Annotated in this window: 14 protein-coding genes and 1 pseudogene; 2 read left to right on the forward strand and 13 right to left on the reverse strand. The window is 45.4% G+C overall.

From position 1 onward, the window contains the following. Positions 1 to 6 precede the first annotated feature (6 nt). The 7 genes from EIZ37_RS21775 to EIZ37_RS21805 form a co-directional block, all read right to left on the reverse strand. Positions 7 to 561, reverse strand: coding sequence for a dihydrofolate reductase family protein (locus EIZ37_RS21775; protein WP_134686872.1), 555 nt, complete (start codon positions 559 to 561; stop codon positions 7 to 9). A gap of 177 nt (positions 562 to 738) precedes the next feature. Beyond that, on the reverse strand, positions 739 to 1,446 hold the full coding sequence (locus tag EIZ37_RS21780) for a DNA alkylation repair protein (protein WP_134686873.1): 708 nt from the start codon (positions 1,444 to 1,446) through the stop codon (positions 739 to 741). Between the two features lie 165 nt (positions 1,447 to 1,611). Further along, positions 1,612 to 2,046 carry an SRPBCC family protein gene (locus tag EIZ37_RS21785; RefSeq protein WP_134686874.1) on the reverse strand — a complete coding sequence of 145 codons (435 nt, stop codon included), beginning with the start codon at positions 2,044 to 2,046 and terminating at the stop codon, positions 1,612 to 1,614. A gap of 200 nt (positions 2,047 to 2,246) precedes the next feature. After that, on the reverse strand, positions 2,247 to 2,855 hold the full coding sequence (locus EIZ37_RS26260; RefSeq protein ID WP_235828154.1) for a hypothetical protein: 609 nt from the start codon (positions 2,853 to 2,855) through the stop codon (positions 2,247 to 2,249). 42 nt (positions 2,856 to 2,897) lie between these two features. Continuing rightward, a complete protein-coding gene (locus EIZ37_RS21795; RefSeq protein ID WP_235828155.1) occupies positions 2,898 to 3,683 on the reverse strand; it encodes an SMI1/KNR4 family protein in 786 nt (261 codons plus the stop codon). Positions 3,684 to 3,725: 42 nt separating this feature from the next. Continuing rightward, the gene (locus EIZ37_RS21800) at positions 3,726 to 4,772 is read right to left on the reverse strand and encodes a hypothetical protein (protein WP_134686875.1); all 1,047 of its coding nucleotides are present in this window, start codon (positions 4,770 to 4,772) and stop codon (positions 3,726 to 3,728) included. A gap of 79 nt (positions 4,773 to 4,851) precedes the next feature. Then, on the reverse strand, positions 4,852 to 6,507 hold the full coding sequence (locus EIZ37_RS21805) for a DUF6138 family protein (RefSeq protein ID WP_134686885.1): 1,656 nt from the start codon (positions 6,505 to 6,507) through the stop codon (positions 4,852 to 4,854). A gap of 388 nt (positions 6,508 to 6,895) precedes the next feature. Between EIZ37_RS21805 and EIZ37_RS21810 the strand changes: the two genes are divergently transcribed. After that, positions 6,896 to 8,026: a DUF4261 domain-containing protein gene (locus tag EIZ37_RS21810; RefSeq protein ID WP_134686876.1), complete on the forward strand. Its 1,131-nt coding sequence runs from the start codon at positions 6,896 to 6,898 to the stop codon at positions 8,024 to 8,026. Between the two features lie 260 nt (positions 8,027 to 8,286). Here EIZ37_RS21810 and EIZ37_RS21815 read toward each other — a convergent pair whose 3' ends face one another. The 5 genes from EIZ37_RS21815 to EIZ37_RS21835 form a co-directional block, all read right to left on the reverse strand. Continuing rightward, complete coding sequence (locus EIZ37_RS21815) at positions 8,287 to 8,787, reverse strand: AAA family ATPase (RefSeq protein ID WP_134686877.1); 501 nt, start codon at positions 8,785 to 8,787, stop codon at positions 8,287 to 8,289. A gap of 870 nt (positions 8,788 to 9,657) precedes the next feature. Further along, complete coding sequence (locus tag EIZ37_RS21820) at positions 9,658 to 10,191, reverse strand: CBO0543 family protein (protein WP_205683874.1); 534 nt, start codon at positions 10,189 to 10,191, stop codon at positions 9,658 to 9,660. A 507-nt stretch (positions 10,192 to 10,698) separates the two neighbouring features. Continuing rightward, positions 10,699 to 11,364, reverse strand: coding sequence for a GNAT family N-acetyltransferase (locus EIZ37_RS21825; protein ID WP_205683875.1), 666 nt, complete (start codon positions 11,362 to 11,364; stop codon positions 10,699 to 10,701). Positions 11,365 to 11,591: 227 nt separating this feature from the next. Continuing rightward, positions 11,592 to 12,374 carry a putative protein N(5)-glutamine methyltransferase gene (locus tag EIZ37_RS21830; RefSeq protein WP_134686887.1) on the reverse strand — a complete coding sequence of 261 codons (783 nt, stop codon included), beginning with the start codon at positions 12,372 to 12,374 and terminating at the stop codon, positions 11,592 to 11,594. A 145-nt stretch (positions 12,375 to 12,519) separates the two neighbouring features. Then, positions 12,520 to 13,437 carry a LysR family transcriptional regulator gene (locus EIZ37_RS21835; protein ID WP_134686878.1) on the reverse strand — a complete coding sequence of 306 codons (918 nt, stop codon included), beginning with the start codon at positions 13,435 to 13,437 and terminating at the stop codon, positions 12,520 to 12,522. 112 nt (positions 13,438 to 13,549) lie between these two features. Between EIZ37_RS21835 and EIZ37_RS21840 the strand changes: the two genes are divergently transcribed. Beyond that, positions 13,550 to 14,956: an MFS transporter gene (locus EIZ37_RS21840; protein ID WP_134686879.1), complete on the forward strand. Its 1,407-nt coding sequence runs from the start codon at positions 13,550 to 13,552 to the stop codon at positions 14,954 to 14,956. A gap of 188 nt (positions 14,957 to 15,144) precedes the next feature. Here the strand turns inward: EIZ37_RS21840 and ltrA are convergent. Next, positions 15,145 to 16,156: pseudogene (gene ltrA, locus EIZ37_RS21845) on the reverse strand (group II intron reverse transcriptase/maturase); the annotation flags it as partial.

Consider the following 16,156-nt stretch of genomic DNA (forward strand, 5'->3'; position numbering starts at 1 on the left):
GTAATATTATTTCCCATTCAAATGATAGATTAGTTGAACAACGCCGGAGGTGAACGTTCTTGTATGAACCAGTTTTAAATTCAACCTCTGTTTGATATCAATAAACAGCGGTTTTCCTTCTCCCAAAATAACAGGGTGAACAGATAATCTTAATTCATCAACAAGCCCTAAATTGATAAAAGTAGTAATCAGACTTGCTCCACCATATAGCCAGATGTTCTTACCAGGCTTATCCTTTAATTGAATGACTTCTTCAAAAATATTATCATTAATGAATATTGCTTTATTATCAGTCCCTTTTTGAGTCTTGGAAAACACATACTTATCTTTACTATGAATCAATCCCCATATTTCTTTTTCAGTATCCGTATGTTCATTTTCTGGAGTAAATTGTCCCCATAAGTCATAGCTTTTTCTACCATATAAAATAGTATCTATTTGATTTAAGAAATTAGTAAACCCCATCTCAGAGTCCATTATGCACCAATCAACTTCCCCATTTTTCCCTTCAATAAAGCTATCTAAAGTAACCGCTAAATCTAAAATGATTCTTCGTTTCATGATTGGAAGCTCCTTTCGTTGATATACAACCGATTATAGACCTCAAATATGTCAACTTATGTCATATAAAAAGGAAAGGTTATCTTTTCGACTATGCTGCCCTTTCGTTCAGTACCTTCACAAAAAAAAGAGCGTCAATCATTCTTTTGGATTAACACCCCGTAGCGAAGCCAATTTTTAACATCTTACATATTTACGTTTGAAACCAAGCCTCCCCCTATCCATTTCTTTTTTAATGCTTTCGTAAGCGTTTAGGAAACTGCTTTTTTTCTTGTCCCGTTTGACTTCTACAGTCCCTACTTCCTTTGCGGTCTCCACTGCCTTTTCATGTAGCGGCAAATATGAAATCCCCACCGTGTACAGAAAATGATTCATAGCGGATTTCGTTCGTTCTGGTGAATCATGAATCGTATTCCTGACAATATCAAGCATATTGGAAATCTTACTTTCGGAAAATTCATTGTCTAGCCGATTCCCTAAAAGCCAACAGTAGCAACTCCAGCCTGCTGACATTCTCAGCTCGTCACCGCTTGCAATCCATTTATCAGCAATGTCTTGTGCAAGATCTGACTCTGATAAGGTTACTGCCACCACATAATCGGACAGCATATAAAAATACGCTCCATCCATCCATCGATTAAAATCCGACTCAGTCATGGCTTTAGGGTCTGCAATAATGCCTGCAAAGTACATTGCATCATAGTTACCTGTGGCATAAAGTTCTTCAGCTAAACGTTGGTTCCTTTTTATTTTCTTTGCGAGGGGTTTCATAGCACCGGTCGCCACGCCAAAAAGCGGCTCGTGCGCCACATTAGTTATGTACATTTTTTTCATTCGTTCCTTGCCGAGTGCTTCAAGCTCCTGCATAACTGTTTCGAAATCCATATTTTTGCACTCCCTTACTACCCAGCTAATTGTAACCAACTAGTTTTTATTCTTTATCAAGTCTTCCATACTTCTCCATTTTACCTTTACTTTTATTCTCGTATGCATAAAGAAAGAGCAGCTGCCGCTGGCAAACTGCTCCATAATCGGTTTGCGGAAAGATTCCTACTCCTCTTTAGCCGTTTCCGCATACTTTTTGAAATTGTCCAAAATCGCCTGCCACCCAGCTTGTTGCATTTCGACAGCATTGGTCTCTTCCGCTTCGAACGATTCGATGATTTGCGTGTCGTTGTCTTGGCGAATAAACGCGATCTTCACTTTTCTACCGTCGCCCAACGTATAGGAGATGCTCTCGTTAAGGCTCACCTCGTCATAAACGCCGCTGAAATCAAATCCAAAACTGCCGTCTTTGGCTTCCATTCTCGTAATGAATTTACCCCCGGCCTTTAGATCATTCTCGGCATATGGCGTGTGCCAGTCATCGGAAGCATTATTCCATTGCGTGATATGCTTCGGATCTGTCCAATACTTCCACACGCTTTCTACGGGACAATGAACGATCGTTTCCACTGTTATCGTTACCGGATTACCTGTTCCCATTACAAAACCTCCATGGTGGTTAAGTTGCAAAGCTTTCCTACACCCATTATAGCAAGAAGCTGCATCTGGATTTCTTTTCGATTGCTATTATGTATCTGCCCGCTTGCATCACAATTAAAAGACGGCTGCTGAAGCACGTGGTTTCGAGGCAGCCTCTAATGGTTGTGATTCCATTATCGATACCCGATCGTTTAATAACTCTACCGCGTTGCAAAAAAGTTATCCATCATTTGCTTCGTTTCTTTTGGACTCCTCAGTTCAATAAAGTTCCCATCCTCATCAATTGTAAAATGCCCTTTAAATGCGTCTGGCATATCGTGATACTGTTTCTCGACTTGTTGAAATGTTTTTTCAAAACAAGGATAACCGTAAGTTTTTATGAGATAGGGCAAACCGAATGCTGACCTTAAAAATTCATATTCTTGGTAGTTGTATGGTGTAGTTTCCGGTCTCTTCTTCAAGATTTGCAAGAAATGTTCCATTACCTTGTCGATCTCTTCTTTGGACGAAAACTGAGCTAACCCTCGAATCGCCATGAGTCTCATGTCCAGGTATCGTTCTTTTTTATAGGCTTTCTGAAAAAAATCCTTCCGTTCGAATGGTTCGCTTCGCATCAAACTTTGAAGGATTTTATTTCGTAATGCTATATCTTTCAATTGAAAATACAAAAACTCTAATAAACCTACTTCAGCATTCGTTAATAGAGTATAGTCTACATTATTTATAGCTCTAATGAACATAGGATCTCTTTCGGAAAAAGGTGCAGTTGTTAGGTATTTCATCGATTCCTCATGACGGTTTTGTTTCAATAGTAGCCCTCATTTCAGTGTTGAGTATGCCCTACAACGACCTCAGTCTTTGCGCAAAAATTCGTCCAGACTAATTTTGTGACATTCATAGTCCGCACCTATGCTCTTTAATTCATCCTCTATTTTAGCAGCGGCTAATTCAATGCCCTTGAACACGAGCAGAGGTCTCGCCTCTAAATATACTTTCGCTTGCGCATAATCACAGGCGAACCTTTTTTTGATGAACACCAATGTTTTGATCTTGTCGCTACCTGTACCTGTAATAAACACTTTGTAGTAGTCATATTGTTCACTCTCAGCAGTCTCCCAATCCTGGAAGCTGCGTGGCCGTAAGACACTATGAAGAAACTCCACAAGATTGTCGTAAGCAATGGAAAAATCCCAAGATCCCGCTCCATGCCTCGCGGTATAAATGACGGTATCCCCTCTGGAAAGATCGATACAATAAGGATCGCCTTCATCTGAAGCGATGACTAGATAGGTACTCGGCCAATCCGTAATCACTTCGTCCGTAACATGATTATAATTGTACCCCGATTGACCAGGCAGGATATCCTTGGCGCCATAAATGGTAAGACTGATATATTCGTCCGTACTCCAAGAAACCTTTTCGGGGGCATAACGCTTCAAAAAGTACACGTATTCCTCAGGAAGAGTCCATTGGTCGGTTACACTGCGTAGCTCCTGCTCCTCTGCTTCACTTATCCGTTGCGTGGGGAGATACTTTGCGTAAAATTCGGGCTCTTGTTCCCGCATCTCCCTTAAAGCCGCTTGCATCTTTTCTAAGACATCATCAATTTCTTTAAAAACATCCTCCAGTAGGATCACCTCTTTGATTTAGAATGAAAAATTCCATTTCAACTTTCCTTGTTACTCAAAGGGGAACTCCCCCCACAACTTTTCACATGCTTTGCCATACCTTTCAACCATCCTATCAAACTCTTGATTCCGTTTATCGCTGCCGAAGCTTGCGCGAACTCTTTGCACAGAAGGGTTGGTTAGCAATGGAATGTAATCCTCGATTCGCATATTCTTTGCCGACCAATGCGTGAATTCCACCAATGAGGGTGCCTGTCCCAAACTGCTAATATCCTTGAGTCCATTCATGGTATCTAAATGTATTTTTCGCAGCCTAGACAAGCCATTCAAAGCCGGCAGTGTTTCCACATTTCGGAGGGATTGAAGAAAAAGATATTGAAGACCCGTCAATGTGGAGATAAACGATAGATCCTTCAGTCCACGAACTTGCCATAGTTCCAAATACTTGATGTTTTCCATTCCTTCAATGGCTTCAAAGTTATTGATTCCACCCAACTTAATATCGAGAGACCACATCTTTTTTAGTGGGGCAAGGAATTCTACATGCTTTGTGGTTACCGACCTTAAGGTGACATCTTCCAGCTGGTGCAGCCTGCCAATGACATCAATATTTTTGGTATGGCCTTCAATATAGATTTTTTTCAATTGAGTGAACCTTTCCAGAACAGCTAGATCGGCTTTTTTGGATTGAGTGCGCTCCAACATGATCGACTCTAGCGTATCAGGAAGGTGATGAAGTATATCGAAATTATCCAAATTAGAAATACCAATATGCAGAGATTTCAATTGGTTGAGTTGAATAATGGCATCCAGATGGTCAACCTCACCACTCATAGAATCGACCGTAAAACAAGTCACATTCGGTAGTGCGGAAAGAAAGCTCAGATCACATTTCCAACCATAGGCACCATAAACACGCAGCTCAACGTCATCGCGCATGGCAAACAAAAGATCATTGAGAAGTTCAAACGTATAAGGCTCCACTGGTTTCGAGAACTGGATCACTTCGAGGTCTTTATTGGCAAGTAGTTCTTTTACTTCTTCCTCTGATAGCCTGTCTTTGATTTCAACCCTGCCCTTGAATACTTGTTCGTACATAAGCCACCTCATCGGAGTTAATGCGCTGCTCATATCACTACATATTGCAAGGAACCTGTCAGCAGTCCAGGAAGCGAAGTTAACCGCGGCTGGCTGCCTGTGCTAGTTCGGATAGCCATTTTCCCCGATCACCTTCAGCTTTGGCGGCTATCTTTTTCAACTTATCCGTGCCGCCCCAGATCAAATAAACGACATGCTCCACCTCATGGTCCTGAAGGCCGCGCACTTGTTCGTACAGCTGCCGGAGATGCATTTCGTCTTCCATATCGGCATTGATCTTCACTTTCAACGAATCTGTGCTATGCAGCATGCACTTCACCAGCGTAGGAATCGTCTCTGCGTTAACTCCATGCCGCTCGGCGAAAGCAGCAGTGAACTCGTTCTGAACGGACTGGTGCTCTACGTCAACCTTCTCCATATATTGTTCTACTAACGGAAAATAAGCCCGATCCGCCACTCCAAGGCCGAAGACCGCATAACTGCCCGGCATGCAATTTTTTTCCCCTTCCGTATCCGCATACCATTCAAATGTTTCCATCGCCACCCGGGCGTACTCCTCCAACAATGGATGCAATTCCGGATATTGCAGGGCGTTGGCAAAGAAGCGGTGCGTGCTCGATTTGGCCAACCCTTTGATCGGCAGCCATTGCTTGACGCCGGATTTCAGCTTGATTTGGTAGCTTTTCGGGAAGCCCATGCTAAGCAAGCGAGTCAGAAATCGGAGCGCACGCTCATAGCTCTCCTCCGTTTCCTGCTTAATCGCTATGGACACCTCAGCAAACACATCGTTAGCTGTGCATTCCACCATTTCGTCGCGAAAACGGATGTCTTCGTGAGCGAAGGTTCCGCTGCCTTCCTGCGTCAGACGTTTTGCTTGGGCACTCCCCATCTCGATCGCGTAATGCAAAAATGCCAGTCCCACACTTCTACTGTAGGAAGGCTCATGTTTCAGAATCAACTTTGCGGCATAGATGACCAGTTCGATTGGACCTTGCTCCGTATTTTCCAGCCGGGCATCGCTTTTTTTCTTATATTCCTTCTGCCACGGAGTCCCCATATCATCGAAATAACGGGGCAACCAATGCTTCTCTACCCAATCCCGTAAAGCTCCAATCAGATAACTCCGATGCTCAGCAAGTTGGTTGTTCCCTTTATTCACTTGTTGAATGTTCTCAAAAATAGAAATGATCTGGCCGGGATCCGCATCTGGAAACAGTCCCTCGTCCAACAAGTGCCTGGAGAGAAAAAACGTCTCCAAGGGTTGGGTTGGATATTTTCCCGCTTCGAGCTTATCCGCGATATAAATGGAGATTCGTTCCAGCAACTGTTTCTTCTTCGCCTCGTCGACGTATTCGAGAATGCGAATGTTGACTTCGCCTTCCAGCACCTGAAATTTTCCGTTAAAAGTAAATTGATAATCAAATAACTCCGACGGCAGCTCGTTTAATTTATACCGCATATAAGATGAGAGCTCAGGGACGATCTGCTCTCGCACTTGTTTCTCGCTCAGCGATTCGTCGGGGCTGGCCACGTCTCCCGGCATCGATAAATCGAACTCCCCATCCGTCACGTCCACCCTGCCTTTGGCATATTCGAGCAGAGCGCAATCATGAATTCCCACCTGCAGTGAGGTTCGCTTCACGTTATTTTCCGCGTTCATATAACGAATATAGGCCATCCATTTGTCGATCTCCTGCTTCATGTCGTCCAGAATGCTATCCAAAGTGTGATCCATATCCATCCAAGGCTCCTTTATGCAGTGATGTAGTTTGTACTTGCGCTTCCCTTCAAGTATTCTGACGACAGCACCTTTGCCGGTTTGATCCTGCAAAAACCGAAAAACCTTTATCAATAAGGAAGAAATTCCTGCTTCAACGCAGCGCTTACCGTTCCAAAGATACGGCTAGTTGCGACTTACTTCCTATCATAGCCTGTCCTCCACGGAGGAACAATTAGGCGCAAGACCCAGTTTATCCCTCCAAACAAAAAAACGCGATATACGTGGCTAATAGAAGGATAATATTCTTTTCTCCCTACAGCTGTTCATTACTGGTTTCAAACACATTCTATTAATGGTAAAATATGCATTTGTAAGACTATTCCTCCATTAAGGAGCTGAATCCATGACACCCCAACAACAAGCGGCGATTCAAGCTATGACCGACTGGCTGGAGGACGAACGCGAACTCGGCCGTAAGCCCAACAAAATCGAAATTGCAGGAGAATTTGATTTACACGGCATGCGCTACTACCTAATCAAATATAAAAAAACACTGTTCGGGAACTGGCTCCTCGGCGTCTGTGGCGGCTATGAGCATCCATCGGATACGGAACATTGCGGCCATGTCTTCAGCGAGATGACTCCCTATAACCCTATTACTGCGGAACAGGAAGCGACCGCTATGGTGGAAATGATCCGTCAATATTGGATGAATCAGGCTGCCATGCTGGAAGCCGCTCAGCCCCAAGATAGCCAACATGAGCCTCAAGAGGAATCTTCCGGCATTTTTCACGGGTTTGTTTTGCTGAATACTTCCGAGTGTGATCTTGAACAAGTGAAGGCGAACCTTCTCCATGATTGGAATATCTCCTGCTCACCGGAAACGGGAGAAGAGCGGGACCCCGGGGAAGAAAAGGAAGGGGTGCTTGTCTGTAACATCGACAACTTCACCTTGGCGCTAACCTTTGTCGACGCCCCCGTGCCGAATGGTGAGGCCGAGCATTTCGCACAGGGCAACTATCTTTGGCCGGAAGCCGTGGACGTCACCAAGACACACGTAGCCCAAATCATCGTGGCTGTACTTAACAGCTCCGGTTCCGCGCTGGACAGCGGCAGAATGTACACCAAGCTGGCCGCCAGCTGCTTGAAGCTTCCTAACGCGATCGGAATTTACACGTCCGGCACCGTATTCCAGCCTGAGCTATTTCTTGAAATGGCGAACTTTATGAAAACTGATGACGCTTTTCCATTATTGAATCTGGTCTACTTCGGTCTAGTTCGAAGCGAAACCGGAATGAATGCATATACCTACGGGCTGAAATCATTCGGCAAGGACGAAATCGAAATTTTGGACAGTCGGTTGACTCCTAGCGAGCTGCGTGAATTCCTCATCGATATATCCACTTATGTTGTCGAACATGATGTCACATTAAAGGATGGAGAAACGATCGGATTTACGGCCGAACAGAAATTGCCGATTACTCGTTCCCAAGGTGTTTATGTCGACGGAGAGAGCCTTAAAATCAAATATTGAATGCCAAAAAGGTCCCAGCCGAATGGTTAGGACCTTTGCTTTTTATCAGTTTCATTCTACCCGTAGTCCAACATGGATTGCGGTCAGCCTAAAAAAGAGTTAATGAAAAATGAACGTTTCAATAAATCGATGTATGGAATTCTTCTAAGGTCAATATCCCACTCGATCAATGCATTGGAGTACTTTCCATTCACTTGTTTTCCCTCTGCTTTCGTTGGTTGAGCTATCGAACCCGTTTCGATCTTCATTTATTTATATAGTTATTTATCTTTTCCACTAAACTCTAAAATATTTAAACCCTCGGATGCTTCTGGTGCCTCAAAAAATTTAGTAACATGAATAAACACGGCTTCCGTGTCAAAAGCTGCTCTTTCTGGTTGTTCGTTACGCCTTTGTGCAATTTGACGTAAGCATTGCTCGTTATTTAGATTCAGGAAAATTAGTTGATGGTTTGCATTGACCTCTGACGCCATATCCAAAAACCACTTTCTCAGTTTTTGAGTGTTAGCTGGAAAATCCATCACTACATCTGTACCGACACTTAATAAGTTTTGGACATGCTTTTTCACCAACGGTTTAAGCTGCGCTGAGAATTTTAGATAGTCCTCAAATGATGCGATCTGATTGGGATAAAGAGATGAAAGCCATTCATCCTCAGACAACAGTACCGCATGTTTATCTTTCGCCAATTGTTTTGATTTAGTTGATTTTCCTGCGCCCATTTTTCCACAGAAGAAGTATAGCGTCCCCAATTGTTTCATACTTTTTAACCCCCGTGCTTATTTTAGTAGTTGTTGCCTCACCTTGTAACCACCGCAATCTGCTCCCCACTTATTCCGCAATTGTACACCGTTACCTTCATGATTTCCCATAACTTATAACTGAATTGGTTTGTAACTTAGTGCTTGCTCCACGACCTGTTCTGGTGTCAGATCAGTTTCATCAAAAATCGATCTCTTCCTCGGTACCTTCAACATCCATAATCTGTCTTACCAGTTCAATTAATCCTTCTTTACTCGGCTTCATTATGACTTACCCAATCTCTCAATGATTATCAATAATTCTGCACCGTAAATACGCTATCCTGCCCTTTAGCGTAGTAATTAAAAAACGGCTACCGAAGCAACCGCATTCCACTATCGATCCCGTTAATTCAATTACCTTTCGTTAATTGCTTGCTAGGTAACCTTTTGAAAATATCAAGTAAATCCATCACAGTTTCCTTAATGACTTCGTCTCCACCAGTGCATTTCTTGCAATATCGAGCCGTGCATATATGATCAACAGCAGACTTCTTGTTTCAGACACATCCAAATGGCTAAGTCTCTCTTGAACCTTCTTAATTCACGGATATATCTTTTAACATGAGAAAAACAGCTGGTTTCAAACCGGCTGCTACCCATTCCTTATTCAACTGAAAACTTTTTATTTTCATTGTTTATTCAAGCATTTGTTAAGCTTGTCCTCAATTTTTCTCCTTCTTGCTTCCTCGCAGAGAAGTCTAATGAAGCCCTCTTCATACAATTGTTTTTTCCTCCAATTATTTCATTTTTTCTTTTGTACGTAAGACATTTAAGCTAAATTGTCGATTATCATTTCCAGCATTATTCAGTCCAATTTTTTCATAGGCATTAATTCGACTGAACCAATGAGCCAGTAAATACATTAAAGTTAGAATTAAAGAAAGAATATGTATAGGCCCAGTTAATTTTCTTGTATAAATCCATCATTGCCAACATTGGCAGTCCCACATATGCCCCTAATCCTCCCAAAAAAACAGCTTTAATATAAGGATTATAGCTAGGCTTAACTTGCAACAAGAACATTACAAGCACAGGCAAAAGAGAAAGTCTAAACGAAAAGTTTAAAGTGGCTACAGGTATGACTTTTACTGGATATGCCCAGCTTCCAAAACTAACACCAAACGTATCAAGGATTTCTGATAAAACCATTACTAATAGACCAGCGGAAAATAAACGAGCTGCACTTTCTCGATCACGGAATATCCACCAGATAACCCACGGAACAACTAACATAAGGAATGCTACCCACCATTGCCATGTAAATAAAAATGCATTTATAATTGCATCCACAACCATCTGATTTGCTTCAGTAAGTCTTTGAGTTGCTCTATCTATTTGATCCAATCCTTCTTGGTAAGTCAACAAGCATCCCCCTATTTCAATTTGAAATTCATTCGCGGACATTATTGGCGAATTATCGTCTCATGATTTTGTTAAATGGAATTACCTGTTACATTTTTTTATCACATTAGTTATCTTTTTTACTTCTGGATCAGCACCCATTATCATTCAGGCATGAACCTTCATAAGCCACCTTCACTGTGCTGCATATTACAACAGTATGTACATAGGCTTTTCCAATAATTTAATATCTATTCCTGTCTTTAGTGGTAAAGGTTGTTTTAAGCAAGCAGACAAAATCGCCTGTTATCAAAACCTATTTATTAAGCAATCCTGCCTGTTAGTTGAGCAAAGTCAGCCGAACATCGATTATCGGCTGCCTTTGTGTGTTGTTGAACTATCGACCCCCGTTTGTTCAACAAAGCAGCCAAATTCGCACCCGCAGCCCTATCCTGGTCGTTTCCGCTCCTGTACCTACAATTCCGAGAAACTAGACGTCACCAATGCTCCGCATTCTAGCCTAGCAGTCTACTGGAAATCGAGGCGCATCACAGCCCGGCGCGGGGTTGGTCTGGTCACCTCACGAAAACCGGCCGCAGCGAAGGCGTTGCGACTGCCGACGTGAAGCTCCCCCCAAGAGATCTCCTGTCCAGGTATGGTGATCATCGGGTACCCCTCAACAGCGCGGGCGCCCCTTCCCCGAGCGAATTCGACGGCAGCGCGCGTGAGCTCGTAGGTGAGACCGCGCCGGCGATAGCCGGTTCGAATAAAGAAGCAGGTGATGGCCCAAACGCCATCATCGTTCTTGTCCTCGTTCCGTCCCGCCCATGGAACACGGCTGCTTGACAGCTTTTTGTAGGCGGCCCGTGGCTCGATCGCGCACCACCCGACAGGCTGGTGGTCGAGGTATGCGACGAGGCCGCTGGTTGTGCCCGACTCTGCGTTCCCGCAGTCGGTCTGGGCACGCAGTCGGAAGGCGCTCTCGTCGTCGTCCACTTGGTTCCACTGAGCGTTCGGGATCTTGTACCGCTGGCAATAGCACCGTGCCGAGTGACAGCGGGCCTGGCCTAGTACATCGTCCAAGTCCTCCCATGACGCCTCGTTTGCGGGCACAACAGAGATGCCGCCTGTCGTCAACATTGAGACCGCCTCCCTTGCTTTCGGTATTTGCCATTCGGATTCTTTCATGGTCATCGCCATTACCTCCACACTTAATTGTTCGAAATTTCAGACATTATTTTCCCTGGAAGAATAAACCATAAAGGTGAGCTATAATCCTGAGAAAGTTTTGCTGAACTCTCCTCCCGTCAGCATAGAAAAGGCCGCCCGATCGATCACGTGACAGCCTTCTGTAGTTTTGCAACAGAACGATCGAATCCGTTCGTTGAGAAATTCAGTTAGCAAATTACCTTCGAAACAAGCTAGGTTCTTGTTCCGATCACGATGGTAGCGTCTAGGTTTTGGTCAGTTGCCACTTGCGGAGTTAACCCGTTGCTTGCGAAGATTTCGACGGCTAGTGGCACTTGTCGCTCACTCGTCTCGACCAATAAGTGACCACCTGGAATCAGCCAGAGGGCCGCCTCAGTCGCCACTCGCCGTAAAACATCAAGTCCATCCGCGCCTCCATTGAGTGCCACTGGCGCTTCATAGATTCTGGCCTCTGGGGGAAGTAGCCTGATAGACTCGGTTGGTACGTAGGGTACATTCGCGACGAGGATGTCGACGCGGTTCCGCAATGTGGCGGGCAGCGGTTCAAAAAGATCTCCTTCATAGACGTGACCGCCGGCGGTAGTGATGTTCCTATGAGCGCACCTTACTGCGACAGGGTCGATGTCCACTGCATGTAAATCGATCCGCTCTACATTTGCTGCTAGCACGGCCCCCAACGCGCCCGATCCGCAACACAGGTCCACCACTACGGCTCCTGACCGTGCGAGGGCGATAGCTTGGCGGACTAGAAACTCGGTACGTTGACGTGGTACGAAAACTCCAGTGTCTACGGCTATCCTCAGACCACAGAACTCGGCCCAACCAAGAATGTGTTCGAGGGGGAAGCCTGCAACTCGCCGGTTTACCATGTCATCAAGCTCAGCCGTTGTCCGTGCTGCGGAGATGAGCAATTGGGCCTCATCTTCAGCGAACACACAACCAGCAGCCCGAAGCCTGTTTACGATAAAATTGCTGATGGTATCATCTACTCCCATTGGAAATTTAAGGGTCATGTGCTTATTTTATCATATCCGAAAATTCATGGTACTTACATTAACCTGCCTGATAGCCATTCGGAATCCTAACTTAAGCAGCACATTCTTAGAGCTGATATTGGCGACTCTGTGTCGGCTTCCTTCTTCATGCTTTTTTTGTAGAATTCAAGTCATCGCTCTTTGCCTGTTTGGATATCGACGCAAAATATTCCACAACGATTTCACGGAATTCCAGAGCCGCCCGCGACATGTACCGACTCCTGTTCCACAGCAAAGCAATTTCCCGCTCCAATTCATGATTCTCTATATGGAGATATTTGACATGTTCCGATGAATACCTTGCCGTGCTCGGTATGAAAGCTATGCCAATTTCTGACTCGACAAGCGTACTTAGCCTCGCAGGTTCATCTCCCTCATACACATATTTCGGACTAAATCCAACCGATTTGCATACAGCATCCACGATATCTCGAGTACCGTAGCCCTTCTTTACACCTACAAACCATTCATCCCTTAGCTCAGTCAAGGATACGCTGCTTCGGTCTGCAAGCCGGTGCCCCTTGGGAACCGCTACGAGGATGGGGTCGATGAACACGATTTGACATTCAATGCCATCCCCTTTTATGGGGGGTGAAGATAAGCAGAAATCGACCTCTCCTCTCTGAAGAAGCGTAACCATTTCCTGCGTGGTCAGCATTTGCACATGAAATTGGACAGAGGGACGCTTTTTCCGAAACTCTCGAAGGATATTGGGTAACGTGCTCGCGGTGGTGACTGCCAATTCGAGTGTGCCATGCCCCGGGCTGGATAGATCGCTAAGCTCCTGCTTCCCCTGCTCCAATTCAAACAAAGCCCTTTCCGCACGGTGAAGGAATCTTCTTCCGAACTCGTTCAATCGCAGCTTCCTCCCTATCCGATCGAATAAAGGGACCCCGAGATCCTCCTCCAAGCGTTGAATCGTTTTGCTTAGTGATGATTGCGTAACGTGCAGACTTCTTGCGGCTTCAGTCACGTGTTCCAATCGAGCTACCGTGAGAAAGTATTGCAGTTGAAGAAGTTCCATATCGCACCTCCATTCATTCCCTCGAGTCAATGAAATCATAGCACAAGATGCGTTGGAGTAAATGATCGATTTCAAGTACGATATCATCAAAACGCTCGAGAGGAGACTGAAAATGAGTGTTCGCAGCAGGTGGCTGATGATTTCCGTAGGGCTGGGGGTACTATTGAACCCATTAAATTCTTCAATGGTATCTGTTGCTATTGCAAGGCTGCAACATGTGTACCGCCTTGACTTTACCGTTGTTTCCTGGATTATTTTTTCCTTTTACATTGCGAGTGCTATCGCTCAACCCGTGATGGGAAAGGCCAGCGATTTATTCGGTCGCAAGAAAATATTTCTTACCGGGCTCATAGTGGTCTCCGTTGCATCATTACTGGCTCCACAATCGCCTAGCTTCGGGTGGCTCATCTTGTTCCGCATCGTGCAGTCCATCGGAACAAGCATGATGGTGTCAGTTGGAATGGCCATTGTGCGCATTCATATTACGGAGAAACAAGCGACTGCGCTGTCCATTTTATCCATTTTTCTGTCAGGAGCGGCAGCGATCGGACCTTTTATTGGCGGGGTCTTGATTCACTGGTGGGATTGGCCGGCTATCTTTTTCGTCAATATTCCGTTCGTGATGATGAGCTTTCTATTCGCGTGGAGGACGATTCCTGAAGACGAACCGCCAACATCCATTGCGCGGAGCATGTCCCTTCGTAAATGGTTTGATCTCATTGATGCGCCAGGAGTCCTGCTCTTCACAGTCGGTCTGGTTGGCCTGCTCATAGGAATACTCGCAGCGAAATCATCCGGGTACGTCTCACTTGGGCATGTCATCGTCGGGTTGATCGGCCTCGTTGCACTGGGGGTTTTCGTACGATATGAGTTAACAGTGGCGTCACCCTTTATCCCATTGCGCGCATTCGCGAAATATCCTGCACTGACCTGGGTCAATGTCGAATGCATACTCGCTAATGTACTTTTTTACTCGGTCTTTTTCGGGCTTCCGTCCTTTTTGCAAACGGTACGGCATGTCAGCGAGTTCCACACAGGGATTCTCATGCTAAGCTTAGGATTGTGTTCGCTGGTCACTTCTCCAATCGCAGGACGATGGATAGATAAATCAGGTCCCCGACCAGCATTGCTGGTGTCCGGAATATTGATGACGCTTGGGTCCGTATGGATCATGACCTTGAATCAAACTTCACCGGCGATCAGTGTGTGTGCAGGGTTAGCTGCATTCGGGATTAGCAACGGATTGAACAATGTCGCTTTGCAAGCCGCTTTGTTCAAAAGCTCTCCAAAAGAAATGATCGGCGTAGCATCCGGATTATTTATGACATCGAGATATCTGGGAACCATTCTCTCTTCTTTGCTCCTGAGCATCACAATGGGAGATAAACTAAGCGTCGGGGGGATTCAACTGCTTGGGGCTATCCTCGTGGTTATTGCATTGTCCTTGGTGGTCATGAATGGGCGGCGCCGAGCATCAAGACAATTGGAAGAGTCCAAGGGTCATCAGGTTCAAATCTGAGGGAATACGAATGTTCTTGCAAACGAAGCAGCCTTATACTCAATTCCAATTCGCAGTATACAGACAATTAGCGGATAGGTTTTGTGACATGATCGCTTTATACTCCAAAATCGAGTAGGAGGGGGCGGCTAGCCCCCGCCCTCTCACACCACCGTACATGCGGGTCCGCATACGGCGGTTCCTAAAGATTAACGAATCGCAAGATAACGAGAAGTTAGACTGAGTAGCCCTTGATCTCTCCAGAAGGAGAGGTTGAGGGCGTTGTTAATGTTTCGGGACATTTCCCAGCACCCCTTGCGGGAGTTTGCCATAATCCTCGCTACCCATTCCGGTACGCCAAGGGCACGTAGATTCCGCAGTCGGGTTTTTGGTAACTTCCACTGCTTCCAGAGACACATACGGAGTCTGCGGCGAATCCATTCATCTAGTGCTTCGCAGTGTTTCTTCGCGGAGGCTAAGCGGAAGTAGCCAATCCACCCCATTAAGTAGCGGTTTAGCTCCTTGATACGGCTGTCCATTGAGATTCCTCGTGTTCTTGAGGTGATCTCTCTTACGCGCTCCTTTAGCTGCTCCAGTTTCTTAGGCGCGATACGAATACTCGCTTCTTTGTTGCGCATAAAGCTAAAGCCAAGGAACTTCCGGTTCCAAGGTCGGTCTACTGCGCTTTTGTCCCTGTTCACTTTTAGTCTGAGCTTCCCCTCAACAAAGCGTATTACCGACTCCATAACGCGCTCTCCCGCCCTTTTGCTCCGGACGAAGATGTTTCAGTCGTCCGCATAACGGACGAAGCGCAACCCGCGTGCCGTAAGCTCTTTGTCCAAGTCATCGAGAAGAATGTTGGCAAGGAGTGGGCTTAGTGGGCCTCCTTGCGGAGTACCTTCTATCGTCTCGAGCTTGATTCCATCTGCAATCACTCCGGTTTGGAGATAGGCTCGAACAAGCTTCAAGACACGTTTGTCCGAAACTTTCCTAGCTACCCTTGCCATTAGTATGTCGTGATTGACTCGGTCAAAGAATTTCTCAAGGTCCATGTCAACGACCCAGCGGAATCCTTCCTGTATGTAGGATTGCGCTTGTTTTACGGCGTCATGGGCACGTTTGTTTGGGCGGAACCCATAACTATTCGGGGAAAAAATGCGGATCGAAGATCGGCGTCATTACTTGCATGAGGGCTTGCTGAATGAAGCGATCCATAACGGT

The sequence above is a fragment of the Brevibacillus migulae genome (genome assembly GCF_004521915.1).
Taxonomy (GTDB): Bacteria; Bacillota; Bacilli; order Brevibacillales; family Brevibacillaceae; genus Brevibacillus_F; species Brevibacillus_F migulae.

Bases quoted from the DNA above. Each gene is read 5' to 3' on its own strand.
- EIZ37_RS21825 (WP_205683875.1), bottom strand. From the start codon at position 11,364: ATGACCATGAAAGAATCCGAATGGCAAATACCGAAAGCAAGGGAGGCG.
- EIZ37_RS21775 (WP_134686872.1), bottom strand. From the start codon at position 561: ATGAAACGAAGAATCATTTTAGATTTAGCGGTTACTTTAGATAGCTTT.
- EIZ37_RS21805 (WP_134686885.1), bottom strand. From the start codon at position 6,507: ATGGATCACACTTTGGATAGCATTCTGGACGACATGAAGCAGGAGATC.
- EIZ37_RS21830 (WP_134686887.1), bottom strand. From the start codon at position 12,374: ATGGGAGTAGATGATACCATCAGCAATTTTATCGTAAACAGGCTTCGG.
- EIZ37_RS21785 (WP_134686874.1), bottom strand. From the start codon at position 2,046: ATGGGAACAGGTAATCCGGTAACGATAACAGTGGAAACGATCGTTCAT.
- EIZ37_RS21840 (WP_134686879.1), top strand. From the start codon at position 13,550: ATGAGTGTTCGCAGCAGGTGGCTGATGATTTCCGTAGGGCTGGGGGTA.
- EIZ37_RS21810 (WP_134686876.1), top strand. From the start codon at position 6,896: ATGACACCCCAACAACAAGCGGCGATTCAAGCTATGACCGACTGGCTG.
- EIZ37_RS21815 (WP_134686877.1), bottom strand. From the start codon at position 8,787: ATGAAACAATTGGGGACGCTATACTTCTTCTGTGGAAAAATGGGCGCA.
- EIZ37_RS21800 (WP_134686875.1), bottom strand. From the start codon at position 4,772: ATGTACGAACAAGTATTCAAGGGCAGGGTTGAAATCAAAGACAGGCTA.
- EIZ37_RS21780 (WP_134686873.1), bottom strand. From the start codon at position 1,446: ATGGATTTCGAAACAGTTATGCAGGAGCTTGAAGCACTCGGCAAGGAA.
- EIZ37_RS21835 (WP_134686878.1), bottom strand. From the start codon at position 13,437: ATGGAACTTCTTCAACTGCAATACTTTCTCACGGTAGCTCGATTGGAA.